The following is a 25,180-nucleotide window of genomic DNA, read 5'->3' as shown; positions in this document are numbered from 1 at the left end:
GAAAAATCGTTCCCTGCCGACGGCAGGGATCAACAATCATGAAGTTAAAAAATCATCCGAATTCTTTCAACAAAGTCCGAGCACTTCCGCCTGGCGGAACGGCAGACGGCAGCAAGGGAACATGGGCGCATCGCCTTTGTTGATCGTCGCCTTTCCTGGTCAAATCCGCCTGTGGATGGGCGGACGAAAGCGAGGGTACAACGATTTCTTTCTCTTTTTCAAATCAAAAGTTCATCGAAGGGGTGAACCGTGGAGAGGTCTGAAGTCTGGAAAGGCGCCGGGATTTCGACGCTCCATCGGCGCCGGTTTCAGTCAAGCCGCTTCCGGAACCGGGCGACGGCGCCGACAAAAACGGCCAGCCCCAGGACCGCCATGGCGGCAAATTGAGGCCACAGGATCTCCATCCCCACCCCCTTGAGAAAAATCCCCCGGATGATGACCAGAAAATAGCGTAGCGGATTGAGCAGGGTCAGCCATTGAACGGCTTCAGGCATGTTGTCGATGGGGAAAACGAAGCCGCTGAGCATGAAAAAGGGGAGGATCACGAAGAACGTCGTCATCATGGCCTGCTGCTGCGTTCCGGAAATCGTGGAAATGAAGAGTCCGATTCCCAGCGTGCTGAGCAGAAACAGGCAGGCGGCAAGAAGGAGAAGAAGAATGCTGCCCGCCAGGGGAATCTCGAACCAGAAGACGGCAATGGCCGTGACGATGACCATCTGGGAAAGAGAGATCACGATGTAGGGAATCGTCTTGCCGAGAATCAGTTCAACCGGTGAAATCGGCGTTACCATCAGCTGCTCAATCGTTCCCGCCTCCTTCTCCTTGATGATGGCCATGGAGGTAAAGAGGAGGGAGATGAGCATGACGACGAAGGCCACAATGCCGGGAACGTAGAAATTCTGGCTGTCCAGATTGGGGTTGTACCAGGTGCGAACGCGGGCATCGATGCGGCCGTAGTCCATCCGCAGCGGGTGAAGCTCCCTGATCAGCTGCCGGTTCAGCCGGTCCAGGACGAGCATGGTGTAGGCGATCCGGATGGAGGCCATATTGCTCATGGTTCCGTCCGCCAGGATCTGAATCCGGGCGGTCCGCCCTTTCCGGATTTCCGAACTGAAATCGGGGGGGATCTTCACGGCCAGATCGATCTTTCCCTGAAGAAGGAGCTTTTCCAGGGAGGCATCATTTTCCGGCCGGTAGCGGATTTGAAAGATTCTGTTTCCGCTGAAGGAATCGGTGACTTGGCGGCTTTCCACGGTCTGTGACTGATCCATCAGGGCCAGCCGGATGTTCCTGATGTCGTAATTGACCACGTATCCGAAAATCAAAAGCTGAATGATGGGGGTAATGATCAGAAGGGGACGGTTACGCTTGTCACGGAACAGCTGAATAAATTCTTTCCGGACCAGTTCCCGGATGCGCAGCCAGCTCATTCTAGATTCCCTCCCGCTTCAGCGCGAAGAAACTCGCAAGGGCCAAAACCAGGAACATGATCAGCAGAACGAGGAAGGAGAACCACAGCTGGGCAAATCCGAGGTTCTTGAGATAAACGCCGCTTAAAATCCTGATATAGTAGGTTGCCGGGACGAATTGAGCCAGAAGCTGCAGGGGCCTGGGCATGTTGAGAATCGGAAACACAAAGTTCGACAGCAGCAGGGAGGGCAGGTAGGTAACCAGCACGGCGACCTGATTGGCGACGAGCTGCGATTTGAGAACGATGGAAATCAGGATCCCGAGGGTGAGGGCAACGGCCAGGTAGAGCGCGGAGGCGAGAATCATCAGCCAGAAGCTTGATTTCATGGTCACGCCGAAGAGGAACTGCCCCATGAGGACGGCGATAAGGACGTCGATCATGCCGATTATGAAGTAGGGAATGGCTTTCCCGGCAAGAAATTCCCCCGTGTTCAGGGGGAGCGACTTGATGGTTTCCAGGGTGCCGTTTTCGTATTCTCTGGCCACAACAAGTGAGGTCAGCATGGCGCCGACGATCATGAGGATGACGGCGATGTTTCCGGGGATGATGAAATTCCTGCTCTCCAGGTCTTCGTTGAACCAGACGCGGATCCTCCCCTCAAGGGGGGGGCGGATCGGTTCTCTCCCCTGGCGGTTGAGAAAGTCGTCCAGGAGCCGGAGATTCTGGTTTTCCAGAAAGGCGTTTATGTAGCCCCTGGCGATACTGGCATAATTCGGATCGCTGCCGTCAAGAATGACCTGTAGCGGTGCCTCGCGATCCCTGGCGAGGTTGTTCGAAAAGTCCGGCGGAATCACGATGGCCAGGAGGGCCTGCCCCTCGTCCAGATAGCTGTCGACCTCCCGGATGCTCCCTGGATGGGCGACGACGTCAAAATAGGAGGAGGAGTCGAGCTTCCGGATCAGGTCCCGGCTGGCGGGGGTCGCATCGTGATCCACGACGATCGTCCGGATGTGGTTGACATCGAGGCTGAGGGCATAGCCGAACAGGAGGATGAGGAGCAGGGGAAGGGCAAAGGCCAGGTAAAGGCTGCGGACATCACGGAGGAGGTGATAGAATTCCTTGCGGATGACCGCTTCGACCTTTGCCGGATTCATCTCTCCTCCTATCCGGCGATTCCGCCGCCCGGGATGGTGAAGAGCCCGCGGCGGTTGATCATGACGGATTGGGCAATGATTCTCCTGACGTTCCGGGACTCGATGCCCTCCGCCAGACTCATGAAAAAAGGCGGAATGCCGATGGAACCGACGGCCATGAAAAGCGGGACGAAACACGGCCGGAAGGGCTTCATGAGGCAATCCTCTTCAAACGCTGTTTGCGGAGACGCTGCCCGCTATTTCCCGTAGTTCTCCCAGGAAACGAGATGCCAGGGGAAAACCGTAAACGTAAAAAGGCCGGCCTTGACGGCCGGATCATTTTCGGCTATGGAGCGGGCCTCCGCTTCCCCGCCCTCCACTTCGAGCAGGGAGGCCCCGCCGCTGCTGTCCAGGAATGGACCCGCCATCCGGACTTTTCCCTCAAAATAATGCTTCTGGATGTACTCTCCATGGGCCTGGAGAGGCTGGTCGAAGATGTGGCGTCCCGGAATCCAGGCCGGGCCGGGTTTATAGAGAATCAAAAAGGTCTTTTTCATGATCGAATTCCTCCGGAACATAGTTTTGTGACGCTTCAGAACCAGGCGCCAGACCGGTTCCAGCCGCCGGCGTGTAGCAGGTACGGGATCGCCGATTCCTGTTTACGGCGTCTGTTCGCCGCGCCCGGCCATCAGTGCCACGAAGGCGTCATCCAGCGTCGCCTCCTTTTTTCCGGGGCAGGCCGACTGGATGATGTTTTCGGGGCCGTCGGCCGCGACGATCCGCCCCTCGTTCAGCATGACGATCTTTTCGCAGTAACGGGCCTCATCCATGTAGTGCGTGGTGATGAAGACCGTGATGCCATCCCCGGCGAGCCGGCGGATAAAATCCCAGAAATGCCGCCTGGTAATGGGATCCACGCCGGCGGTCGGTTCGTCGAGAAAGAGAATCTCCGGATCGTGCAGCAGGGCGCACCCCAGGGAGAGGCGCTGCCGCCAGCCGGGGGGAAGCGTTCGGGTCAAAACATCGCGGACCGCCTGCAGACGGGTCAATTCGAGAACCCAGGCGATTCGCTCCTTCCACCTGCCGGGGGCGACCTTGTAGACGCCGAGATAAAAACGGATGTTCTCATAGGGCGTCAGATCCTCGTAAAGGGAAAAGCGCTGGGACATGTAGCCGATTGCCTGCTTTACCGTTTCAGGCTGGGAAATGATGTCGCGGCCGGCTACGTAGCCCTCTCCCGATGTGGGGGTGAGAATGCCGCAAAGCATGCGGATGGTCGTTGACTTTCCGGAGCCGTTCGGGCCGAGAAAACCGAAAATTTCCCCCCTTTCGACTTCGAAAGAGATCCGGTCAACCGCTGTAAAGGAGCCGAAGCGCTTTTCCAGGTTTTTTACAACAATGGCCTTATCGTTGGAAGGAGTCATTCCGGAGCTCCTCATCCACTTCCTGTATCCGGGAAATCACTGCCTCTTCCAGGCTGGGAAAGCCGTATCGCATGGCTTGCGGCGAGGCGGTCTCCAGGATCAGCGCCTGGTGCATGATGGCAACCTGGTCGCACTGCTCGCCTTCATCCAGGTAGGCTGTCGAGGTCAGAATGGTCATCCCGTCGTTCTGCATGACCCTCAGCATGTCCCAGAATTCCCGGCGGGAAACGGGGTCGACGCCGTTGGTCGGCTCGTCGAGAATCAGCACTTTCGGTTCGTGAACCAGAACGGAGGCCAGGCCCAGTTTCTGCTTCATTCCTCCCGAAAGCTGGCCCGCCGGACGGTGGGCGAAGGGCAGCAGATGGGAAAAGCCCAGGTAGCGCTCTCTTCTCAACTTCGCCTCCGTTCCCCTGATCCCGTAAATATCCATGAAAAACTTGAGATTCTCATCAACGGTCAGATCCTGATAGAGTCCGAACCGCTGGGGCATGTAACCGATGCGGTCCCGGACCTGCCGCCGGTGGGTCGAAACATCCAGGCCGTCGATGGTGATGGTTCCGGCGGAGGGCTGGATCATGGTGGCGATCATCCGCAGCAGGGAGGTCTTTCCCGCCCCGTCCGATCCCACCAGGCCGAACATGGAACCCGCGGCCACCGAAAGGGAGGCCTCCGAAACCGCGGTCACGGCGCCGAACCGCAGAGAGACCTTTTCAACTCGGATGATCGGGTTATCGGAGCCAGGCATCAGCAGGCATCCCCGCCTTGAGTACGAAATCGGGGTTCGGGAGGGCGACCTTTACGAGATAAACCAGTTTGACCCGCTCCTTGAATGTCTGGATGATCTTCGGGGTAAACTCTCCTTCCGGGGAGATGTAGGAGACCTTGCCCTTGAAGATGCGGTCCGGAAAGGTGTCCACCTTGACATCGACGGCTTGCCCCGGCCGGACCTTTCCGATCTCCGTCTCGCTGACGAAGATCTTCAGATCGACGGTGGCAAGATTGGACAGGGTCAGGACTTCCCTTCCGGGAGAGACGACTTCCCCCGGCTCGACATTCCGGCTCAGCAGGATTCCATCGAAAGGGGCCCTCAGGGTCGTGTAGGCCCTCTGGATGTTCACTTCCTCGAGGGCCGCCCGGGCCGCCTCCGCCTGTGAACGGGCGGCCTGGAGCTCCATCCGGGTGGCTTCGATCTTCTGCATTTCACTGCGGGCCTTTCCAAGCACGGCCTCGCCTTCCCTCAGGGCGGCCCGGGCGTTGTCATAGCGAAGCCTTACGGCATCCCGCTCCTTTTCCGAAACCACCCCCCGCGAAAAGAGCTGAGCATACCGTGCATTGTTCCTGGCCGCATCGGTCAGCGTGTATTTCAGGTTATCCACCTGGGCCGACGCTTTCGCAACGTCCTCGGGCAGCGATGTTCTGTACAGATTGAGGAGAACTTCCAATTGCTTCACGCTGTTTTCGGACCGGTCCACGGCGGCCCTGGCCTGATCGCGGCGGGCGTTCCATTCCGCCGTATCGAGTTCCGCCAGCACCTGGTCCGCCCGGACGGCTTCTCCTTCCCGGATGTGTACGGCGGCAACCCGGCCAGCGGTCTGAAAGGCGAGCTGGGCGTCCGTACTTTCAATCGTTCCGGAATAGTAGGCTTCCCGCCGGCTGTTCTGCCGCTGCCCGAAATAGACAAGCAGGCTGGCGGCAACCACGACGACGATGAGGATCATTGGAATGAGGCGTTTCTTCAGCATGGAACCTCTGGGGATTCTTCCGGCAGACAGGGGGATTGATCGTTCATAAATTCTCCTCGAGAATGGGCGTTTATATAGCACGTCTTGAAAAGAACGTCAATGTTATCCTCTCGCTGTTAATCCCCTCTGTGTCAGTCAATTGACATCGGGATTCCGGTGCCTGTGAGATTCCAGGCCCGCAGGAAGCGGAAAAGCGTTTTTTCTCCTGCCGGCATCTCCGGCCTGCCGGGGAGAGAATCTTCCCGGAGCGTCAATGGAATGGCTTCATGGCGGAACATGCGGGGCCGAGGTCCTGGAGGATTTCCGCGGTTCCGTCGGTTCGTCCGAGGGCTCGTCGAGGTTGGTTCCCGGCGGCCGCCAAGCCCGCCGCGGGGGATTCGCCGAGCCATCCTGCAGCGGCTGAAGGCGGTTGCCGGGACAGGTGAAGCTGGTATAGCCATTGCTTTGATCCTGTGAGGTTCTTCAATGCGTTGAATGATGGGGGAAATCTGTGATCTGCAGTGCAGCGGTTCCGAAAGCATCCGCAGAAGCGGCCATATCGTGCTCTCCGGCTGGGGTTGATGAATGATGACTTTGCCATGGAGGAACTCCGACAGGATGCTCCGGATTGCCATTCTCTTCTTCTGGGTCTTGAGTCTCACCGCCTGGGGGCAGGGCGTCTGCCGGGCGGAAACGGAACATCAGAACAGCCGGGTCAGGCAGGTTTCGTCCTATCAGAAGATGGAGAGCGCCGTTCAGGAAAGGGACAGGCTGAAGTCGAAAGGCATCGAGGCCTATTTCAAGGAAGTCGAAATCCCTGGAAAGGGGACCTGGTACCGGGTCTTCGCCGAAGAAAAACGGCCGCAAAACCGGATGTCCCCGCCGGCAAAGGAAAAAAAGCGACCGCAGAAGGCTGTGAAGCCGGCTCACAGCGCGTCAAGCGCAACGGCCGGGGGGACTGTTGTCCCCATCACGGATCAGAGGGCGGGTGAAAGCGCCCGGGTAGCCAAAGGTGCCGGTTCCGGAATGAAGCAGGCCATCTTCAGCAGCAGACTCCTGCCGTCGGAAAACGGCAGAAAACCGGAAACGCCGGCGGGTTCCAAGGGGGGCGACGCTCCGGCTTCGATCCCGGCCGGGCAGAGCCCTGTCTGCTCCGAATATGAGGCGGCGAAGACGGAATTCGACGCCCACCGGTATCAGCAGGCAGCGGGCATGCTGAACGCTCTCCTTTCGAGTCAGAAAAGCGACGCCGCCCTGTACGAGAGCAGCCTGCGGCTTCTCGCCGATTGCCTCTATTTTCTCGGTGAAAAGGAGAGCGGGAAGTACGGATCGCAGACCATTGAGTCCTACAGGAATATTCTCTGCCATTACCCGGACCCTCGCAGCGGAAATGATGTGGCGAATTTCCGGCTGGCGGACATCCTGGAACGGACGGGGAGTTACGAAGAGGCCTACGAGGCTTATTCGAATGTCCTATCGAAATATCCCGATTCTCCTTACGGGCAGGAAGCGCTCTTTCGGATGGGGAAGATCCTCTATCAGACAAAACGCTACACCCATGCCATTGATAAGCTGAAGAAATATTTATCGTTATCTCCCGATGGGTCCTATGCGTTCCAGGCGTCTTTTCTCCTGGGTTATTGCCTGCGGCAGACGAATCAAAGGCCGGAGGGGGATGCCTGGTATCGGAATGCGCTGAACAAGTGGAGTTCCTTTGATGGGCTGACCACCGATATCCTGCATGATCTGGGGCTCTACCGGTTTTCTCAGGGGGATTACACGGGTTCGGCAAACCTGTTTCTTCTGTGCTTCAACCTCCAGCCGGACGGTGATCTGAGAAAGAACGCCTTGTACAACTTGGGGAGATCCCACTATTTCGGCGGCCGCTTTTCGACGGCATTGAAAGTGTTCAGCCTGCTTCTGGAGTCCTATCCGAATACCCTGGAGGCGAATGAAGGCATCCTTTTCATGGCGAATATCGGCGTCATGGATCCGAAGGCGGAGTTCAACGCCTGCATGGCGGGACGGGATTACTTCAAAAATCCCATAGAAACCTACGATTGGATGCGGACAAAATATCCCGGGGGCTATCGGGAGGAGTGGCTTTTGTATCAAAAAGGGTACGCCTTGTGTAAGTCCGGCCGCTTCAAGGAGTCCCTCGAACTGTACTGCAGGCTTCTCGATGCCTTTCCCCATGGACGTCTGCATCAGGAGAGCAGGGCCTATCTTGTTCTGAATGCAACCCACCTGATCGAGGAAGCCCGGGCAGGGGGGGATTTTCTCGCCGTTGCGGACCTTTATTACCGGGTACGCAACAAGGTGCCCCTGTCCGCCGAGTCGACGGCAATGTTCTTCAGGATTGGAGACAGCCTGTGGAAAACAGGGCTGAAAGCCGACGCCGTGGCCCTTTTGGACCGCCTGAAGCAAAAGAACAATCAGGCGATGGAGACATCCGTTTCGGATCTCATCATGTTGGAGTCCGACCGCAGCCAGGGGGAAATGACCGATGAAAAATGGAAAGCCCTGCTGGCGGAGCTTGCAAGGAATGGCGGTGACGCGGCAGATGCGGCGAGGCGGAATCTGGCGGATTATTTCTACGGGAAAGGCCGGTACGATAGGGTGATCCCCCTGTATGAAGAACTGATCAAGGCAAAGGGCCGTGCTGATTTTCTTCCGATCTCCAGAAATTATGCCCATGCCTTGAGACATCAAGGACTCTGCTCTTCGGCCGTCAGCCGGTATCGGGAAATTCTGGACGCGTGCCGCGAGGATCCACAGAAATGCGACCAGGGGTTTGTTGCCGATGTCTGCGCGGGTATGGGGGATTGTTATTATGAAACCGGCGATTATCAGAACGGTCTGGCCATGTATTCACAGGCCTTTCCGGGGATCAGGCACAGGGAATCCTCGATGTGGGCCCTCTTTCGGATGGGGCAGAGCTACCATAAACTGAATGATGGGGCCATGGCGGGAAAAAGCTTTGCCCAGCTGAAGGAGCAAAGCGGCGATGCCTTCTGGCCGAAAGTCGTGGATTACTGGGTTGCCGACCAGGCGTGGTCCAGGAGCAATCGCGATTATCTAGAGAAGAATTGAACGTGCGGGAGTTGGGTCATGAACGATATTTCTTCCCTTCAGAAATCCTTTGAAGGGTTCAATCAGGCGACTCTGCATATCCAGCAGGCCTTTGCGCGTCTGGAGAAGAAGTTTGAAAGCCTGAACCGTGAATTGGAGGCAAAAAATGAGGAACTGCTGAGAACGCTTTCCGAGAAGGAGGAGATGAAGGGTTATCTGCAGAATATCCTGGAAAGTTTAACCAACGGCGTCCTTGTGACCAATCTGGACGATGAAATCCAGGTGCTGAACGCCGCTTCGGAAACTTTTCTGGGAAACTCCCAGGAGAGCGTTTTTGGGAAACATCTTCGTGTCCTCTTCGAGGATCTTCCTTCGAACGAATGGATGGATATTTTTCTGAACAAATCCCACCCGAAGGGAAGAAGCGCCCGCATGAGCTTCAAAGACCGCCTTCTTGAAGTAACGGGATCGCCGATCAAATCGGGCGGGCGGAAAATGGGAACCGTTTTTATCCTTCGCGACATCACCCGCATTGAAAAACTGGAAAGCATGGCCAAACGGTCCGAAAAATTTGCAGCCCTGGGTGAAATGGCGGCCAATATCGCCCATGAAATTCGAAACCCCCTGGGAAGCATCGAATTGTACGCCTCGCTTTTATTGAAGGAATTAAAGGGGGACAGGGAAAAGGATCGTATTTCAAGGATTATCTCGTCCGTTAAAAAGATGGACAACAAAATATCCAATCTTCTTCTCTTCACAAAAAACCGCAATTTGATTTTGCAGCAGATTTCTCTTCACCTTTTTTTGAAGGAGCTTCTTGGATTTTGCGAGCCCATGATCGACCGGGAAAACGTCTTGGTCAAAACGGCCTTTTCAGAAGATGAACCCTGGATTGAAGGGGATGTTGAAATGCTGAAACAGGCGTTTTTCAACCTGATCCTCAATGCGCTGCAGTCTCTGGATCAACGGGGGGGGATCCTCTGCTTTCAAACCTGCTACCCGGACCCCGGCCAGGAGCAGGAGGCGGATGAGCCCTTTATCGAAATCACGATCGTCGATTCCGGAACCGGCATCGCCGGGGAGGCGCTGCCCAGGATCTTTGATCCCTTCTTTACGACCAGGGAAGAGGGATCGGGGCTGGGACTGGCCATCGTCCACACCATCATCGAAATGCATCGGGGATACATCCATGTGGAAAGCGCCGAAGGGAAGGGAACGACGGTGCACATTCTCCTGCCCCTGACGGACCGGGGAATGCGCTCCAGGGGTCCGGGGGGTGAAGCGGCGGCGGCCTCCGTCACGAAGGGGATGGACTCTTAGAACGATCCGGATGGGAAAAGAATGAAAGAAACGCACATACTGGTTGTTGATGACGACACCTCCATGAGAATGGCTCTCTGCGAAACCCTGGAAAGCTGCGGATACCTTGTCGAGGCTGCGGCCAACGGCATCGAAGCCCTGGATAAGTTCAGGGCCGGCGCCTTCGAAGCGGTCATTACGGATATGAGAATGCCCGGAATGAGCGGCATGGAAGTCTTGAAAAGCATCAAAAAGATCTCTCCGGAAAGCCCTGTGATCCTCATCACCGCTTATGGAACCGTTAACACCGCGGTGGAGGCGATGAAGGAAGGGGCCTCCGATTTCATCATGAAGCCCTTTTCCCTTGAGGACATCGAGTTCGTCGTCAAGAACGTCCTGGCCACCCAGGGCGGAAAGGACGAAAAGGGAGGCCGGGCGGAACGAAAAATCCCGGCTGCCGACCGGGAGATCGTCACACAGGACGGCAGAATGCTGGGCATCTTTGAATTCCTCAAGACGGTGGCCAAGAGCAAATCCAGCGTCCTGATCCAGGGGGAGAGCGGAACGGGAAAAGAGCTGTTCGCCCGGTTCCTCTACCGCCACAGCGATCGGAAGCACATGCCCTTTGTGGCGGTCAATTGCGCCGCCATCCCCGAAAATCTCCTGGAAAGTGAAATGTTCGGCTATGAAAAAGGGGCGTTCACCGGGGCGATGCAGCGGAAAATCGGAAAGTTCGAGCTGGCGAACGGGGGGACGCTGCTTCTTGATGAGGTGACCGAAATGAGCCCGCACCTGCAGGCGAAACTGCTGCGGGTCATCCAGGAGAAGGAAATCGACCGGGTGGGTGGAAAGATGCCCTTTCCCATTGACGTGCGGATCATCGCCACGACCAATGCAGACATCCGGAAAGCCGTTGAAGACAGGGCGTTTCGGGATGACCTGTATTATCGGCTCAATGTCATCCCGCTGAAAATTCCGCCCTTGCGGGAAAGGAGGGGCGACATTGAATGCCTTGGCCGTCATTTCCTGGAGAAATACGCCAATCTGAACGGAAGGCCCTTGCCGGTGCTGGACGACAGCACGTTGAAGCGCCTGAACGCCTACGACTGGCCGGGCAATGTCCGGGAACTGGAAAATGTCATTGAACGGGCGGTGCTGGTCTGCCAGGGGGATGCGGTATTGCCGGAGCATCTTTATCTGGAGGATGTCGGGTCCGATGACCCGCCCGGGGAAAAAATGTCCCGTTTCCGGGAAGAGATTGCCGATGGAATTCCTGAAATCGACTTTTCCAGGGACATGACGATCTGGGAGATGGAAAAGGAACTCATTTTCAACACGCTGGACAAGGTGAAGGGCAACAAAACAAAGGCGGCGGAAATATTGGGCATCAGTGTCAGGACCATGAGAAACAAACTCCAGGAATATTCGTTAAAGGGTTCGGAGTAGCGTTAACCTGGAACCTTTTCTCCAGGATGGTACATGCCTTGCTTGAATCGTCTCTGAACAGAGGGGGAAAGGATGGATTTTTTATTCAACAAGACCTTCGGGATGTTGTCCGGGATGCTTGGATATCGTTCTTCAAGAAACAAAGTGGTTATGTCCAACATCGCCAATATGGATTCTCCTGATTACAGGCCGAAGGATTACGTCTTCAAGAGCACCCTGGACAAGGCCCTGGCCGATGTGAACAGCCTGGCCCTCGCGAAGACGGATAAAAAACATCTGCCTGCCCTTCAGGACGAGATTTCGGACAAGGATTTCAAGGTCGTGGAAACGGGAGACAAGGTGAAGATGGATGACGAAATGACCTCTCTGGCCGAAAACCACCTGATGTACAACCTGACCGTTGAAATGCTGGCGCGCAAGTTCAAGGGGTTGAGCACCGTATTGAAGGAGACGAAATAAAATGGATTTTCTGACGTCGTTTCGCATCTGCAGTTCCGGGTTTGCCGCTCAAAGGTCAAAAATGGATGTCATAGCGAGCAATCTGGCCAATGTCTCTACAACCAGCACGCCCGAGGGAGGGCCGTACAGGCGCAAGATCGCCGTGTTCTCTTCGGAAAATGTGAACAAAAAATTCAGCTTCGGAGATAAGTTGAGGGACGCCGTGCAGGAGGTCTCCCTGAAGGAGGTAATCCAGGACCGGGCGGACGCGAAAAAGGTCTACAATCCATCCCACCCGGATGCCGATGAACAGGGCAATGTGGAGATGCCCAACGTCAATGTCGTAACGGAAATGACGGACATGATCACGGCAAGCAGGGCTTACGAGGCCTGCGTTACAGCCTTTGACGCAACCAAGAACATGGCCCTTAAAACACTGGACATCGGGAAATAACGCCATGCGGGATGAACCCTTTTCCCGGAGACCGCGTCGACGGCCGTTCGATCTGTAGCCGGAGGCGAAGGGAAGAAAGGCAGCCTGAGTTGAAGAGGTGAAGAAATGAACGACTTATCGGTCCAGGGCAAGCTGATGCCGCCGTCCGCTCTTTCGGAGAAGAAGACCGGGGGAGAAGGGAATGAAGGAGCGTCTTCGTTTGGCGATGTCCTCCGCAATACCATACATGACATCAATAAGCTTCAGCATGACGCTGATGCGGCGATATCCAAGGTGCAGGTGCATGATACGGGCAGCATTCATGAGGCGATGATCGCCCTGGAGAAAGCGAGCATATCCTTCCAGACCATGATGCAGGTCAGAAACAAAATCATAGATGCCTACCAGGAAGTCATGAGGATGCAGGTATGAGTGTTTTTCTGCTTCGGCACATGAAAGGGTAAGTTGTTATCGGCATGCAACCTCTTCTGGGTTTCTTTGAGAAGTTCCGGCAGAGCTTCACGGAGCTGGCGCCGGCAAGGAGATGGTCCATACTCATTGCGGCTGGAATCACGCTCACCGCTTTAGCGGCGATGGTGTACCTGGCGAACCGCACCGAATATAAAGTCCTGTTTTCCCATTTGTCCGGTGAAGACGCATCCGCCATTGTAACAAAACTCAAGGAGAAAAAGCTTCCCTACGAAGTGACCTCGTCGGGAGATACGATCCTGGTTCCTCAAGAGAGGGTTTCAGAGCTTCGCCTGGAGCTGGCCGGGTCGGGTCTGCCGCAGGGCGGCGGGGTAGGCTTCGAGATCTTCGACCAGAAAAACCTGGGAGTTACGGAATTCGAGCAGCAGATGAATTATCGGCGCGCCCTCCAGGGCGAGTTGGCGAGAACCATCAAGGGATTGGAGGAAATAGAATCCTGTCGGGTCCATATTGCCCTGCCGAAAGAGTCGCTTTTTGTCAGTGAAGAGAAAAAGGCGACCGCTTCCGTCACCCTCAAGATGAAGCCGGGCCGCTCACTCGGTGCCTCGCAGATCGATGGAATCGTTCATCTGGTGGCGAGCAGTGTGGAGGGCTTGAATGCGGAAGACGTCATTATTGTGGATAATAAAGGCAGCATCTTATCCAAGCTGAAAGGAGAGGCGGGGATTTCCGGCCTGTCCGGTTCACAGATTGAATTTCAGCGCAATCTTGAAAAGGACACGGCCGCCAGAATTCAATCCCTCCTGGAAAATGTCGTCGGGCGGGGCAAGGCCGTAGTTCGAGTGTCCGCTGACCTTGATTTCCGCGTGGCTGAAAAGACGGAAGAATCCTATGATCCGGAATCTCCGGTTGTACGGAGCACCCAGAAGCAGTCCGAGAAAACGGCCAATTCCGGGGCGGCCAATTCGAGCGCGGGGCAGGAGAGGCTGGATGAGATCATCAATTATGAAATCAACAAAACCGTCACCAAAACGGTCATGCCCGTTGGCGAGATCAGGAAGCTCTCCATCGCCGTTCTGGTTGACGGTGTCTACACCAAGGATAAGGAAGGCGCCGAGAGTTATCAGCCCAGGGACAAAAAGGAGATCGAATCCATCGAGAGCCTCGTTCGAACCTCCGCAGGGTTCAACGCCGCCCGGGGCGATCAGGTCGCCGTCACCAATATGCCGTTCAAAAAGCTGGATTCGGAAGAAGGCGACAGCGGTGGCTCCTGGCTTGGAGACGGCCTGGTTCAACACTCCTCGCTGATCAAATATCTGCTTCTTCTGATCGCCGTGATTCTTGCCTTCTTCTTTGTCATCCGTCCCCTCATCCGGGGGCTGGCCGGACAGACTTCCCAGAGGGCCGTCGAAAACCAGGCGCTTCCGGCGGACGTCATTGAATTGAATGGAAGCCCCCCCTCCCTGGATCTGGTGTCTGCCCATGAGAAGGAACTGAGCGAAGTGGAATGGACGAGAAGACTGGCCGTGGAAGATTCCAAGGCTTTTGCGGAACTGCTGCGGAACTGGCTGAAATGAAACGCGGGGAATCCATTCAAGAAAAGAGGACGAGAGGGCTCCGTGGAACGGGAGATCAGGGTGGTGACAAATGGGAAGCATAACGAATGAAGAAAAGGCTGCCATTCTGGTTTTATCATTGGAGGAAGAATACGCTTCCGAAGTGATGAAGCATTTAAAGCCCTCGGAAATAAAACGTCTCGGAAAGTTCATGAGCCGGGTCAGCACCATCTCATCGGATACCATCTCTTCCATTTCCAAGGAATTCTGTTCCCTTGCGAAGGAAAAGGGGAGGCTCATCTCCGTGAGGGACGACTTCACCAGGAACATCGTCATGAAGGCGGTCGGGGAAGCTGAAGCCGAGAATATCCTCAGTGAAGTGTCCAGCGTCCGCTGCGATGACAATCCGATCACGGAAAAGCTCCGGGACGTAGACCCCAAGGTCCTGATGGATTTTACACGATCGGAGCACCCCCAGACCATTGCGCTGATCCTTGCCCATTTAAAGCCTGAAAAGGCGGCGCAGATTCTGGAAAATTTTACGCCGGAAATGCAGTTTGAAATCACCCGCCGAATGGCCACGCTGAAAAGCGTCCCCCAGGAGTATATCGATGAAATTGCGCAAACCCTGGAAAAGGAGATTGTTTCAGGGGCGACGACCAGCCAGGATATCGGTGGGGTCCGTGTGATGGCCGACATCCTGAACAAGATGAACCGGGCCAGTGAAAATTCCATTCTGACGGCCCTGGAAGATACGGATCCGGAACTGGCTGCCGGCATCCGAAACCTGATGCTTACCTTTGACGATATTCTTCAGCTCGATGATCGCGGATTGCAGGAGATTCTGAGAGAAATCAGCAGCGAGGATATCGGCAAGGCCTTGAAGCTCGTTGATGAGGGGTTAAGGGAAAAGGTGTTCCGCAACATGTCGAAGAGAGGGGCGGAGATGCTTAAGGAGGAGCTTGAGATCATGCCTCCCATCAAGGTCTCGGAGGCGGAGGTGAGCCAGCGGGCGATTATTGAAATCGCGAAGAAGATGGAAGCAGAAGGCCGTATCGTCCTCTCAAGGGGCGATGTGCAGGATGAGTATGTATAGGCAGACGAGGATCATCAAGTCGCAGGACGTTTCTTATGTTTCCCAACCGACCGGCGGTGCGATGGATTTTATGCCACTGAGTGTAACGGGGAGGGATCCGGGGGAAGAGAAGAGGGGCTCCCCCGAGGAGACAAGGAAACGGGAAATAGAGACCATCCTTCAGCAGGCGAAGCAGCAGATGGACGAGGTCCGGAAGAGCGCCTACGAGCAGGGATATGCCGCCGCCATTTCGGAGGCGTCCGAGGCTCAAAAAAAGGAGATGCTGAGGGTGGAAAACACCCTGCAGGCCCTTGCAAAAGAGCTCGGAACCTTCAAGGAAAAAAGCCTTGAAACCGCGGAAAGGCAGGTGCTGGATCTGTGCTTTTCAATTGCCGAGATGGTTGTGCACAAGGAGATATCCACCGACCAGAGCGTAATCCTCAACGTCTTAAGAGCGGCCTTTCGCAATATCGTCGAGAGGGAAAACATCAAGGTCAGGCTGAATCCAAGCGATTTCCAATATATGGTGCAAATAAAAAACGATTTCATAAACAGTATGGATGGCTTCAGGAATGTCTTCTTTGAAGAGGATGGAGCCATTGCACGGGGCGGGGCGATGATCGAAACCACTTCGGGGGACGTCGACGCCCGCATCAGCGAACAGCTCAACGAAATAAAGTCCGGGCTTCTGAATCTGCAGGCCCCGTGACCATGCCCCCGTTCCCGTTGAGTACCTGAACCATGCATCTTGAATCGACACAACGGACGCCCCGGAATCCCTGCCTGGATTTTTCCAGGTACAGGCGTGCTCTCGGCAGAATTTCGCCGATCAAAGTATATGGCAAGGTGAGTGAAATTGTCGGCCTGGTTGTCGAGGGCAACGGCCCGGCGGCTTCCATCGGAGAGCTCTGCGCCCTCCTGCCCCCTGGACAGAAACCGGTTATTGCCGAAGTCGTGGGGTTTAAAAAGGGCAAGGTGATCCTGATGCCGTTGGAAAACATCCAGGGGCTGGGGCCGGGATGCAACATCAAGTCCCTGGGCAGGAAGGCGGCAGTGAAAGTCGGAGAAAGCCTTCTGGGACGGGTGATCGACGGATCGGGAAGCCCGATCGACAACAAGGGTCCGATTGAGGCGGAAGAGGAGTATCCTCTGTATGCCGAACCCATCAACCCCCTCGTGCGGGGAAGAATCTCCGATCCCATCGATTTCGGCGTAAAGGTTCTCAATGGGATGTTCAGCTGCGGCAAGGGGCAGCGGATGGGGATTTTCGCCGGGTCAGGCGTCGGTAAAAGCGTCCTGATGGGGATGATCGCCCGTAATACCAATGCGGACATCAACGTGATCGGCCTGATCGGCGAGAGGGGCAGGGAGGTCCGCGAGTTTCTCGAAAAGAACCTGGGGAAGGAGGGACTGGCCCGCTCCGTTGTTGTGGTGGCTGCATCGGATATGCACCCGCTCATCCGCATGCGGGCGGCTTATGTGGCAACGACCATATCGGAATACTTCCGGGACCAGGGCCGCAATGTCCTGCTGATGGTGGATTCCTTGACGCGGTTCGCCATGGCCCAGCGTGAAATAGGCCTGTCCGTAGGGGAGCCGCCCACCACGAAGGGGTATACCCCCTCCGTTTTCAGCCTCCTGCCCAAGCTCCTGGAGCGGGCGGGAAAGGTGGAAGACCGGGGAAGCATCACGGGGTTATACACGATCCTGGTCGAAGGAGATGACTTCAATGAGCCCATTTCCGACACGGCAAGGTCCATTCTGGACGGGCACATCTATCTCTCCCGGGATCTGGCCAGCAGAAACCATTACCCCTGCGTTGATGTTCTCAACAGCGTCAGCCGCGTGATGATCGACATCGTCACTGAAAAGCACAAGAAAGCGGCGAATCAGATCTTGAACATCCTGGCGACCTATAAAAAGGCTGAGGAACTGATCAACATCGGCGCCTATGTTCATGGAAGCAATGCGGAGATCGATTACGCCATCCGCATGATCAATCCGGTCAATGCTTTCCTGAGGCAGGATATTCATGAGCGGTTTGATTTTGAAGAAACCACCGGGATGATGGAGAACCTCTTCGCGGCGGAATAGGGGTGTCATGTTTAAATTCCCATTGCAGACGGTTCTGGAATACCGGACGATTCTTGAAGAGAGGATGCTGATTCGCTTTTCTGAAGCGGTTCGCCGGATGGAAAAGGAGCAAAAACGTCTCGATGCGCTGGTTCAGAAAAGGGCAGACCTCGTCGGCACGCTGAAGGGCCTGCAGGAAAGCAGGACATCCGTGGAAAAAATCGCCATTCTGTTCAGGGGGATCGAAACGTTGCACGAAGAGGAAAAAGGGCAGAGGGGGATCCTTTCCGAGGCATCGGTCGAAGTCGAGGCAAAGCGCCAAGACCTTCTGGAGGCCGTCAAGAAGAGAAAAATGCTTGAAACACTGAGAGAAAAAAATCTGGAAGATTATGAACGTTCCTTAGCGGACCTTGATCGCAAGGTCATGGATGAAATGGGAATTCTCCGGTTTGATGGAGCCGAGTCATGAAAAAGGCCTTCTATATTCTTCAAGCCTTCATCCTTTTGGTTTTTCTTGTCAAGATTGCCACCGTCTGCGGCCTGGTGACGTTCATGGAGCTTCCGCACGGATCTGTGCTTTCTGAACGGAGCGCACTGGCGGAGCCAATGCGCCAGGGATCGTCGGAAGCGGCCGTCAGGGATGTCGTGGATGACGAACTGGCCCCGTCGAGAACTCTGTATACGGCTTTACAGGGCCGGCAAAGGGACCTGGACGGAAAGGAAAGCGCCCTCAAGGCCGAAGAGGCGAAGCTGCTGTCGTTGAAGAAAGAAATTGCTGAAAAAATAGACGTTCTGCTCAATCTTGAACAGAAGCTCAATTCCACCATTACGGCCAACAAGGAAGCAGAGGCCAAGCGGTACAAGGACTTGGCCAGAGTGTATGAGGCGACCCCTCCGGCGAAGGCGGGGGCCATGCTCGAAAAGCTGGACCTCAAAACGGCGGCTGGGATCACCATGCACATGAAGCGTGACAAAGCCGGTGTCATCTGGGGTTTCCTGAATCCGCAGAGGGGGGTGGAGATTACCAGGGAAATCACCATGGCCACGCAGAAGGCTCCGGAATGACCCTTGCGGAAATTGTCGTACAACCGCCCCGGCCGCGTCAGGGGGCGCTACCATCCAACCGGGAAGCCTCGGACCGCCTCTCCTGGTCCGAGCCCCTATCCAAAAGGCCCATGCCCCTCCCCGCGTCTCTTCTTGAATCAATCCCTGGAAACCCCTCGATCCGCCTGTGAAATCGGAAAATCTGTTCAAATCCGTCGAACGCTTCTGATGCTGGAAGGAGATTTTCGGCCGGCCTTGACATTCGGGGGAGGTTTGATATCATCAGGCCGTTTTTACCCAATCTGAAAAAGTATTCTACTTCGCGGAATTTATGTCTTTTGCTGGCGATTTGTCATATCGGAGCTGGGTCGAAGTGGACCTGGACAGCTTTACACGGAACTGGTCGGAACTGCGGCGGCTTGTCGGGCCTTCGGTCAAGATCCTTCAGGTGGTCAAGGCGGATGCTTACGGCCATGGCGCCATCGAGATCTCCCATACGGCGCTGAAGAACGGAGCCGCCTGCCTCGGTGTGGCCAATGCCGACGAAGGCGTACAGCTCCGGGTCAGCGGGATTACCGCCCCGATCATCATTTTGAGCCCGTCCACGAAGGGGGAGATCCGCGAGATCATCAAATACGGATTGACCCCGTCTCTGTCGGATCTTATGTTTGCCGGGGAATTCCAGCGCCACCTTGAAGAGGCGGGCGTGACGGCGCCCGTTCATATCGAGATCGACACGGGAATGGGCCGGGGCGGCATCCTCTGGAACGAAGCCCCCGCCCTGATCAGGAAAATTCTCGCGTTCCCGAATATCGTGGTTGAGGGCCTCTTTTCCCATTTTGCCTCCAGCGAGATCTGCGTCAATTTCAACGAACAGCAGGGGACGCTTTTCCTCGCGCTGGTCGAGAAGCTGTCCGCGGAGGGGATTTCGATCCCGATCAAGCATATGGCCAACAGCGGTGCGATTCTCAATTACCCGCGGTTTTTTCTGGATATGGTGCGTCCCGGCCTTATGTCCTACGGGATTCATCCGGCGACCCAAACGGAGGGGAAAGCCGACCTCTGTCCCGTCATGAGCTTCAAGACCCGGGTGATTCTCCTCAAGGAATTTCCCAAAGGGGCGGGGATCGGCTATAACCGGACCTACATAACGGATCGCCCGTCCCGGATTGCCACCCTTCCCGTAGGGTATGGCGACGGATACGGAATCATCCTGTCCAATCAGGGCGAGGTGCTGATTCGGGGGAAGCGTGTGCCTGTCGTCGGAAGGGTTTCCATGGACATGGTCACCATCGATGTGAGCTCTCTTCCCGATTGCCGGATCGGCGATGAAGCGGTTCTCATGGGGCGGCAGGGCGGTGAGGAAATTTCCGCCAACGACATCGCTTCGCGAATCGGGACCATCAGTTACGATATTCTCTGTACTCTGGGCAAGCGGGCCCCCCGGATTTTTGTGCAGCAGGGCCGAGCCGAAGCCGTCGAACCGCGGCTGCGAAGGATCTTCATCCCCCAGGAAGAGCGGTCCCTGGCGAGGATCGACGGGATGATCCGCCAGTGCTTCCAGGTCAGGGCGCGAAGCGAAGAACTGGGTGACGCCATTTTTTACGAAATGTTTGAGGCGCTCTTCGGAAAAAATGACCGGCCGTTGGAGCTGCGGACGAATTTTCGCTATGATATCACCTTATCCGAACCCGGGGGTGAACAGGCCGGGGAAACGGGGCCGGCAGCCGACGGGTTCCGCGTGACGACCCATATCGAATATACCAAGGTCTTCCGGAATCCCGTCTTTCTCATCGGCTGCGCTCTGGATAACGGTCAGCTCTCCGCTTTTTTTGATGATCCGCTCTGTGAATATCGATGGCTGCTTCAGGATGGCGGCTCCGGAGACGCGGATAAGGATTTCAGGGTGAACCGGGTGCGGATCGACGAGGAGGACATTCCGGTCATCCGAAGGGAGAGCACAAACCGCGGCTATGAAGTCTGGTGCGGCGGCGAGCATCTCAAGGAAAGGCTCGGTCAGCAGGTCAGAGTGGAACTGGAGGTTGTCACCCGCTCATCACGGGGCTGCAGGTTCTTCCCCGTCTATCTTGTTTACCCCACGCGCGGCCTGGAGATTAACTTCCGCTATGAAGGGACGCCCGTTTCCACCGTCCAGGAAATCTGCTTTTTCGCCGGAAAGCACCCCTATCCCGAAATTATCCGGGATCCTGGACGTTGCGTTTCGCTGCGAATTCGTGATGGTGAATGGATCTTCCCCAACAGCGGGGTGACCTTTCTCTGGGACTATGATCCATCGAAGTAGGCTGAACACGCATCAACAGGGTTCCGGTTCAGGCAGGAAGAACGCTTCAGCGCGGAAGGGCGGATCAGTTTGAACAGCACGGCACCAAGAATATCTCCGGAATGAAGAGAGGCGCTTACATGGAAAAGAAAACGGTGGGGTTGTTTTTCGGCGGGTTGAGCAACGAGGCTGACATATCCGTCATCTCGGCAAAAAATATCATCAAGGCCTTTGATTACAGCAAATACAACCTGGTTCTGGTTTACTGGCACAAAAACAACAAATTCTACGTGCTGGAAGACGCCGAGGAAGCAGGTCATCCTTCGGAAGAGCAGGAAATAACCATGGGCGATTTTTCAAGGCTCTTTGATGTCGCCCTGCCGATCACCCATGGCAAATACGGGGAAGACGGGGCATTGCAGGGGCTCTTTGAAATCCAGAAGGTGCCCTATTGTGGATGCCGGGTTTTGAGCTCGAGCTTATGCATGGACAAGGCTGTCTTTAAAACGTTTCTGATCGGCCATGGTATTAGCCAGGTCCCTTTCGACTTTATGGATCTGCGGGGCAGGAAAAAGAGCGATGTCGATCAGTGGGTGGAAAAAATCAAGGGCAGTTTTGAATTGCCGGTTTATATCAAGCCGTCCAATTCCGGTTCGTCCGTTGGAATTACGAAAGTAACCGATTTTAACGAGTTGAAAAAAGCCGTCAGGGAGGCCGCCCGGCACGACGATAAAATCCTGGCCGAGCAGGGGCTTGTAAATCCGAGGGAAATTGAAGTGGCCGTGCTGGGCAATGATGAATTGATCATTTCCGAGCCGGGAGAGCTTTTCCTGGGCGGGGCCTTCTATGATTTCGATGAAAAATACAAGAAAAACAGAACCCGGGTCGCCATTCCGGCCGATCTTGAGGCTGGCGCCAGGGATGAAATCAAAAGCACAACGGAGAAGGTTTACCATCTGTGCGACTGCAAAGGCTTTGCCCGCGTAGATTACCTCCTGTGCGACGGCAGGATTTATCTGAACGAGATCAATACGCTGCCCGGTTTCACCGATATTTCCATGTTTCCGATGCTGATGAAACGTTCGGGCATCAGCTATAAAAACCTGATATCCAGAATTCTGAAGTTGGCGCTCTGATCATTGTTCCGTGGAAGAAAAATTGCGCTTTGACACCGGGAACGCATCGCATGTTGCTTCCGGATATGACTTCAGAATCTTTTCTGTCAAGGGACCGGATAAAAGAAGCGAAATCTCTTCATCGACATATTGACAATTTGAAATTTATGCTTATAATTTGACGGAATTTATATGTTGCATCAGGGAGTTAAGGGATATCATGAGGGACCGGTTTTTCAATCCGTCGCAGATGTCTCTGATGAAAGCCGCTTTTGACCACGCGGAACAGCTCGTGGCGAATTACTACCGGTTCGGGCGCCGGGCATTTCAGGCGTACCGCTATGATATCCGGACCTTGGCCGAGCTGGAAACCCATGAGATTCAGGATGGGGCCTTTGCCCACCTCTGTCGGTATCGCTATGAAAAGAAGAGGTTTCCGGATGTCTCGCGAAGTTTTCACTTTTATCGCGTCTGCCTTCAGGACAACCGGATCCTGGATGCCGTCGAACGGGCAAACTCCTTTATCAAGTTCGCGCCCCTGATGCTGTATATTGCGGCGCACGAGCTGGTTCATGTCATCCGCTTCGATGAAGGTCTTTTTGATTTCGAGGCGCCCCAGGAAGAAAAGATCCGGGAGGAGGAAATCGTCCATTCCATCACCCGACAGATCATGCAGCCGGTTGTGCATCATGATCTCGGCCTCGTCCTTGATTGTTTCAGCAGCCAGTACCAGATTGGAGATTTATACAATTAAGTTATAATACATGGAGGTTTAAGGTATGCCGATTTATGAGTACAAATGCCGGAAATGCGGGAGAGAATTTGAAGTCTTTCAGAAAATCACCGAAGCGCCGGTACAGCAGTGCCAATACTGCCAGGGAAGTGTGGAAAAAATGATTTCCCTTTCTTCCTTTCACCTGACCGGCTCGGGATGGTATGTAACGGATTACGGCGGAAAGAAGTCTTGTGCTCTGGAATCCAGGCAGAAAGAGTCGACCGGCAGCTCGTCCAGTGACACAGCGACCTGCAGCGGCGGCGATTCATCCTGCTGCGCCGGCTGCAAAGCCGCCGAATAGAAGGCCGCGCGAGAAATCTTCGCGTCTCCAAGTGAAAAAAAAGCATCTAATCCTGAGAGGTTAGATGCTTTTTTTGTGGATTGACCGGCTCGATCGAAAAGCCTCCAATTCGAGGCATGTACACTGTTTAGCGGGTCATTTTCCTCTTCAGGATTGCGAGACCTGCGAGACCGTGTCCGAAAAGAAGGAGCGCGCCGGGAAGAGGCACAGGTGCCGCCGTTTCCGTGATCGTCAGCTCCACGCCTGCCACGGAACCCCAGTTTTGACCTCGGGACTCAACGACATAAAGGCTCACAACATCGTCTTTATCGACCGCCAGGTCATTGAGGGCCTGGCCGGCTACCAGGGCATCCAGGAACGTCAGGGCATTCGCTTCGCCATTGTGGCTTGCATGGCTGATCGTTCCTGTCGCAAGAAGGGTGCTGCCGAGGTAGAGGGAAAAGTCGTTGCTCCTGGACACGCCCGCGTGGTCATACCAGATGCACCCGGAAAGGCTGATGGTCCCTGCTTCGGGTGCGGTCCATGTGAGGATGGACTCACCGTATGTTCCACCATTGGAGCTGTCCCAACTGTGCGTGTAGATGTTGTTGTCCGTCCCCTGCCACCACGCAGGCAGGAAATTGCCCCAGGAATTTCCCATGGCAAAGAAATCCATTCCAGCCGTCATGGGGCTTCCCGTGCCCACCTGATGCTGAAGAAGTTCGGAACCTTTCCATACCGCCCAGGTTCCATTGGGGTTGTCGATTTTGCTCCAATCGGTTGCCAGATCATAGGTTGTGGCGCACAGAGCGATCGACGGCGCCAGAAGTAAGGTCAGGAGCAAAACAAGTGCAAAGAATTTTCGTAAACCAAGCCGTCTCATCATTCATCCTCCCTGTTTTTTGACTTCAAAAATGATGACGAACTACACACCCATATCGCGAATTAATCAATACCTGAAAAACCGTATTTTGGGGTGCGGATTTGGCTTACAGGGAGACCCGATTGGCTGAGGAGGGTTCCTCCTATTCAACGATGATCCGGCCGGCTGGGGCGGACAAGACCTCGCCGACGATGGCCGCTTCGGCCAGGCCGGCGGCGTGCAGACGGGCGAGACAGGCTTCCGCCTGGTCGGCAGACAGCGCGAAGAACAATCCGCCTGAGGTCTGCGGATCGAAGAGAATGTCGGATCTCCATTCCGGACAGGCTGGACTCAGATCCATCAGGGGCATCCGGAAATCTCGATTCCGGTAAAGGCCTTCGGGAAGGATGCCCATTTCGGCCAGTTCCCGGATTTCCGGGAAAAAGGGAACCCGGTCGGAAAAAATCCGGATGCCGATGTCCTGCCCCTCGATCATTTCCGCGAGGTGGCCGAGGAGTCCGAAGCCGGTGATATCCGTGCAGGCGTGAACGGCCGGGGTTGCCTGGATGATTTCAGCGGCCTTTTTGTTCAGCGCCGCCATGGAGGCGATGGATCGAGCAATCAGGGCTTCCGAGGCGATTCCGGCTTTTATGGCCGTACCGGCGATCCCGGTCCCCAGGGGTTTGGTGAGGATGAGGCGGTCTCCGGGGCGGGATCCGGTATTGAGCAGGACCTTATCCGGATGGACGGTCCCCGTTACGGAAAGGCCGTATTTGAGCTCCTTGTCCTCCACGCTGTGGCCGCCCACCAGCACGACCCCCGCTTCCCGCATCTTGTCCAGACCGCCGAGGAGGATCTGGCGGAGGATGGAGATGTCCATGGTTCTGATCGGGAAGCAGACGATATTCATGGCGGTCAGCGGCAGGCCGCCCATGGCGTACACGTCGCTCAGGGAGTTGGACACGGCAACCTGGCCGAAGGTGTAGGGATCATCCACGATGGGCGTGAAGAAATCCAGGGTCTGAATGAGGGCAAGGTCATCCCGTAATTTGTATACACCGGCATCTTCACCGTGCTCCATTCCCACAATCAGGTTGGGATCAGAGATCAGGGGAAGATCGCACAACGCTTCACTCAGGTCTCCCGGACCTAATTTGCAGGCTCAACCGGCTCCCGAGACGGTTGTGGTCAGTCGGGGCTTCTTGGGATCCTCCATGAACCATATCTCCAATCTTGAATTTTTTTAAAATCAAGTCCTTGTTTGCCGATGCCTGCCGGCCGCCGCTCAGGGGAAATGCGGCCAGGCAGGTTTG

At 55.4% G+C, this 25,180-nt stretch carries 25 protein-coding genes; 16 read left to right on the top strand and 9 right to left on the bottom strand.

Annotated elements, in window-relative coordinates; translation table 11 throughout:
• Positions 1-308 precede the first annotated feature (308 nt).
• From ACJ77P_RS09865 to ACJ77P_RS09835, 7 genes are all read right to left on the bottom strand, one after another.
• Positions 309-1,430, bottom strand: coding sequence for an ABC transporter permease (locus ACJ77P_RS09865; protein WP_408998125.1), 1,122 nt, complete (start codon positions 1,428-1,430; stop codon positions 309-311).
• A gap of 1 nt (position 1,431) precedes the next feature.
• Positions 1,432-2,565: an ABC transporter permease gene (locus tag ACJ77P_RS09860; protein WP_408998124.1), complete on the bottom strand. Its 1,134-nt coding sequence runs from the start codon at positions 2,563-2,565 to the stop codon at positions 1,432-1,434.
• A gap of 8 nt (positions 2,566-2,573) precedes the next feature.
• On the bottom strand, positions 2,574-2,759 hold the full coding sequence (locus ACJ77P_RS09855) for a hypothetical protein (RefSeq protein WP_367360190.1): 186 nt from the start codon (positions 2,757-2,759) through the stop codon (positions 2,574-2,576).
• A gap of 42 nt (positions 2,760-2,801) precedes the next feature.
• Positions 2,802-3,101, bottom strand: coding sequence for a YciI family protein (locus ACJ77P_RS09850; RefSeq protein ID WP_367360189.1), 300 nt, complete (start codon positions 3,099-3,101; stop codon positions 2,802-2,804).
• 102 nt (positions 3,102-3,203) lie between these two features.
• Positions 3,204-3,968 (bottom strand): ABC transporter ATP-binding protein, encoded by a 765-nt coding sequence (locus tag ACJ77P_RS09845; RefSeq protein WP_408998123.1) that lies wholly within the window; start codon positions 3,966-3,968, stop codon positions 3,204-3,206.
• Positions 3,949-4,713, bottom strand: a complete 765-nt coding sequence (locus tag ACJ77P_RS09840; protein WP_408998122.1) for an ABC transporter ATP-binding protein — start codon at positions 4,711-4,713, stop codon at positions 3,949-3,951. The genes ACJ77P_RS09845 and ACJ77P_RS09840 overlap by 20 nt, the downstream gene beginning before the upstream one ends.
• Complete coding sequence (locus ACJ77P_RS09835; protein ID WP_367360186.1) at positions 4,697-5,710, bottom strand: HlyD family secretion protein; 1,014 nt, start codon at positions 5,708-5,710, stop codon at positions 4,697-4,699. Before ACJ77P_RS09835 ends, ACJ77P_RS09840 begins: the two co-directional genes overlap by 17 nt.
• Before the next feature lie 564 nt (positions 5,711-6,274).
• Here ACJ77P_RS09835 and ACJ77P_RS09830 point away from each other — a divergent pair.
• The 16 genes from ACJ77P_RS09830 (at position 6,275) to ACJ77P_RS09755 (ending at position 23,026) form a co-directional block, all read left to right on the top strand.
• Positions 6,275-8,782: a tetratricopeptide repeat protein gene (locus ACJ77P_RS09830; RefSeq protein ID WP_408998121.1), complete on the top strand. Its 2,508-nt coding sequence runs from the start codon at positions 6,275-6,277 to the stop codon at positions 8,780-8,782.
• 18 nt (positions 8,783-8,800) lie between these two features.
• A complete protein-coding gene (locus ACJ77P_RS09825; RefSeq protein WP_408998120.1) occupies positions 8,801-10,081 on the top strand; it encodes a two-component system sensor histidine kinase NtrB in 1,281 nt (426 codons plus the stop codon).
• Between the two features lie 21 nt (positions 10,082-10,102).
• A complete protein-coding gene (locus ACJ77P_RS09820) occupies positions 10,103-11,506 on the top strand; it encodes a sigma-54-dependent transcriptional regulator (RefSeq protein ID WP_408998119.1) in 1,404 nt (467 codons plus the stop codon).
• 72 nt (positions 11,507-11,578) lie between these two features.
• A complete protein-coding gene (gene flgB / locus ACJ77P_RS09815) occupies positions 11,579-11,965 on the top strand; it encodes a flagellar basal body rod protein FlgB (RefSeq protein ID WP_367360182.1) in 387 nt (128 codons plus the stop codon).
• 1 nt (position 11,966) lies between these two features.
• Positions 11,967-12,398 (top strand): flagellar basal body rod protein FlgC, encoded by a 432-nt coding sequence (flgC, locus tag ACJ77P_RS09810; RefSeq protein WP_367360181.1) that lies wholly within the window; start codon positions 11,967-11,969, stop codon positions 12,396-12,398.
• A 105-nt stretch (positions 12,399-12,503) separates the two neighbouring features.
• Positions 12,504-12,809 carry a flagellar hook-basal body complex protein FliE gene (gene fliE / locus ACJ77P_RS09805; RefSeq protein WP_367360180.1) on the top strand — a complete coding sequence of 102 codons (306 nt, stop codon included), beginning with the start codon at positions 12,504-12,506 and terminating at the stop codon, positions 12,807-12,809.
• A gap of 44 nt (positions 12,810-12,853) precedes the next feature.
• Positions 12,854-14,383, top strand: a complete 1,530-nt coding sequence (gene fliF, locus ACJ77P_RS09800; RefSeq protein WP_367360179.1) for a flagellar basal-body MS-ring/collar protein FliF — start codon at positions 12,854-12,856, stop codon at positions 14,381-14,383.
• Between the two features lie 70 nt (positions 14,384-14,453).
• The gene (fliG, locus tag ACJ77P_RS09795; RefSeq protein ID WP_367360178.1) at positions 14,454-15,458 is read left to right on the top strand and encodes a flagellar motor switch protein FliG; all 1,005 of its coding nucleotides are present in this window, start codon (positions 14,454-14,456) and stop codon (positions 15,456-15,458) included.
• Positions 15,445-16,146, top strand: coding sequence for a FliH/SctL family protein (locus tag ACJ77P_RS09790; RefSeq protein WP_408998118.1), 702 nt, complete (start codon positions 15,445-15,447; stop codon positions 16,144-16,146). Before fliG ends, ACJ77P_RS09790 begins: the two co-directional genes overlap by 14 nt.
• 32 nt (positions 16,147-16,178) lie before the next feature.
• Complete coding sequence (gene fliI, locus ACJ77P_RS09785; protein ID WP_408998117.1) at positions 16,179-17,531, top strand: flagellar protein export ATPase FliI; 1,353 nt, start codon at positions 16,179-16,181, stop codon at positions 17,529-17,531.
• Between the two features lie 7 nt (positions 17,532-17,538).
• The gene (fliJ, locus tag ACJ77P_RS09780) at positions 17,539-17,979 is read left to right on the top strand and encodes a flagellar export protein FliJ (RefSeq protein WP_367360175.1); all 441 of its coding nucleotides are present in this window, start codon (positions 17,539-17,541) and stop codon (positions 17,977-17,979) included.
• Entirely contained in the window at positions 17,976-18,575 is a 600-nt protein-coding gene (locus tag ACJ77P_RS09775; RefSeq protein WP_367360174.1) for a MotE family protein, read from the top strand. Before fliJ ends, ACJ77P_RS09775 begins: the two co-directional genes overlap by 4 nt.
• Positions 18,576-18,927: 352 nt before the next feature.
• Complete coding sequence (gene alr / locus ACJ77P_RS09770) at positions 18,928-20,856, top strand: alanine racemase (RefSeq protein WP_367360173.1); 1,929 nt, start codon at positions 18,928-18,930, stop codon at positions 20,854-20,856.
• 119 nt (positions 20,857-20,975) lie between these two features.
• A complete protein-coding gene (locus ACJ77P_RS09765; RefSeq protein WP_367360172.1) occupies positions 20,976-21,971 on the top strand; it encodes a D-alanine--D-alanine ligase family protein in 996 nt (331 codons plus the stop codon).
• Positions 21,972-22,170: 199 nt separating this feature from the next.
• Complete coding sequence (locus ACJ77P_RS09760) at positions 22,171-22,704, top strand: hypothetical protein (RefSeq protein ID WP_408998116.1); 534 nt, start codon at positions 22,171-22,173, stop codon at positions 22,702-22,704.
• A gap of 25 nt (positions 22,705-22,729) precedes the next feature.
• Positions 22,730-23,026, top strand: coding sequence for an FmdB family zinc ribbon protein (locus tag ACJ77P_RS09755; protein ID WP_367360170.1), 297 nt, complete (start codon positions 22,730-22,732; stop codon positions 23,024-23,026).
• Between the two features lie 127 nt (positions 23,027-23,153).
• On the opposite strand, the gene ACJ77P_RS09750 is transcribed toward ACJ77P_RS09755, so the two are convergent.
• Together ACJ77P_RS09750 and selD are read right to left on the bottom strand one after the other, a co-directional pair.
• The gene (locus ACJ77P_RS09750; RefSeq protein ID WP_408998115.1) at positions 23,154-23,891 is read right to left on the bottom strand and encodes a hypothetical protein; all 738 of its coding nucleotides are present in this window, start codon (positions 23,889-23,891) and stop codon (positions 23,154-23,156) included.
• 139 nt (positions 23,892-24,030) lie between these two features.
• Positions 24,031-25,083: a selenide, water dikinase SelD gene (selD, locus tag ACJ77P_RS09745; protein WP_408998114.1), complete on the bottom strand. Its 1,053-nt coding sequence runs from the start codon at positions 25,081-25,083 to the stop codon at positions 24,031-24,033.
• Positions 25,084-25,180: the final 97 nt, after the last annotated feature.

It is taken from the genome of Syntrophus buswellii (genome assembly GCF_046097065.1).
Classification (GTDB): domain Bacteria; phylum Desulfobacterota; class Syntrophia; order Syntrophales; family Syntrophaceae; genus Syntrophus; species Syntrophus buswellii.
This window is presented reverse-complemented; position numbering and strand designations above follow the sequence as displayed.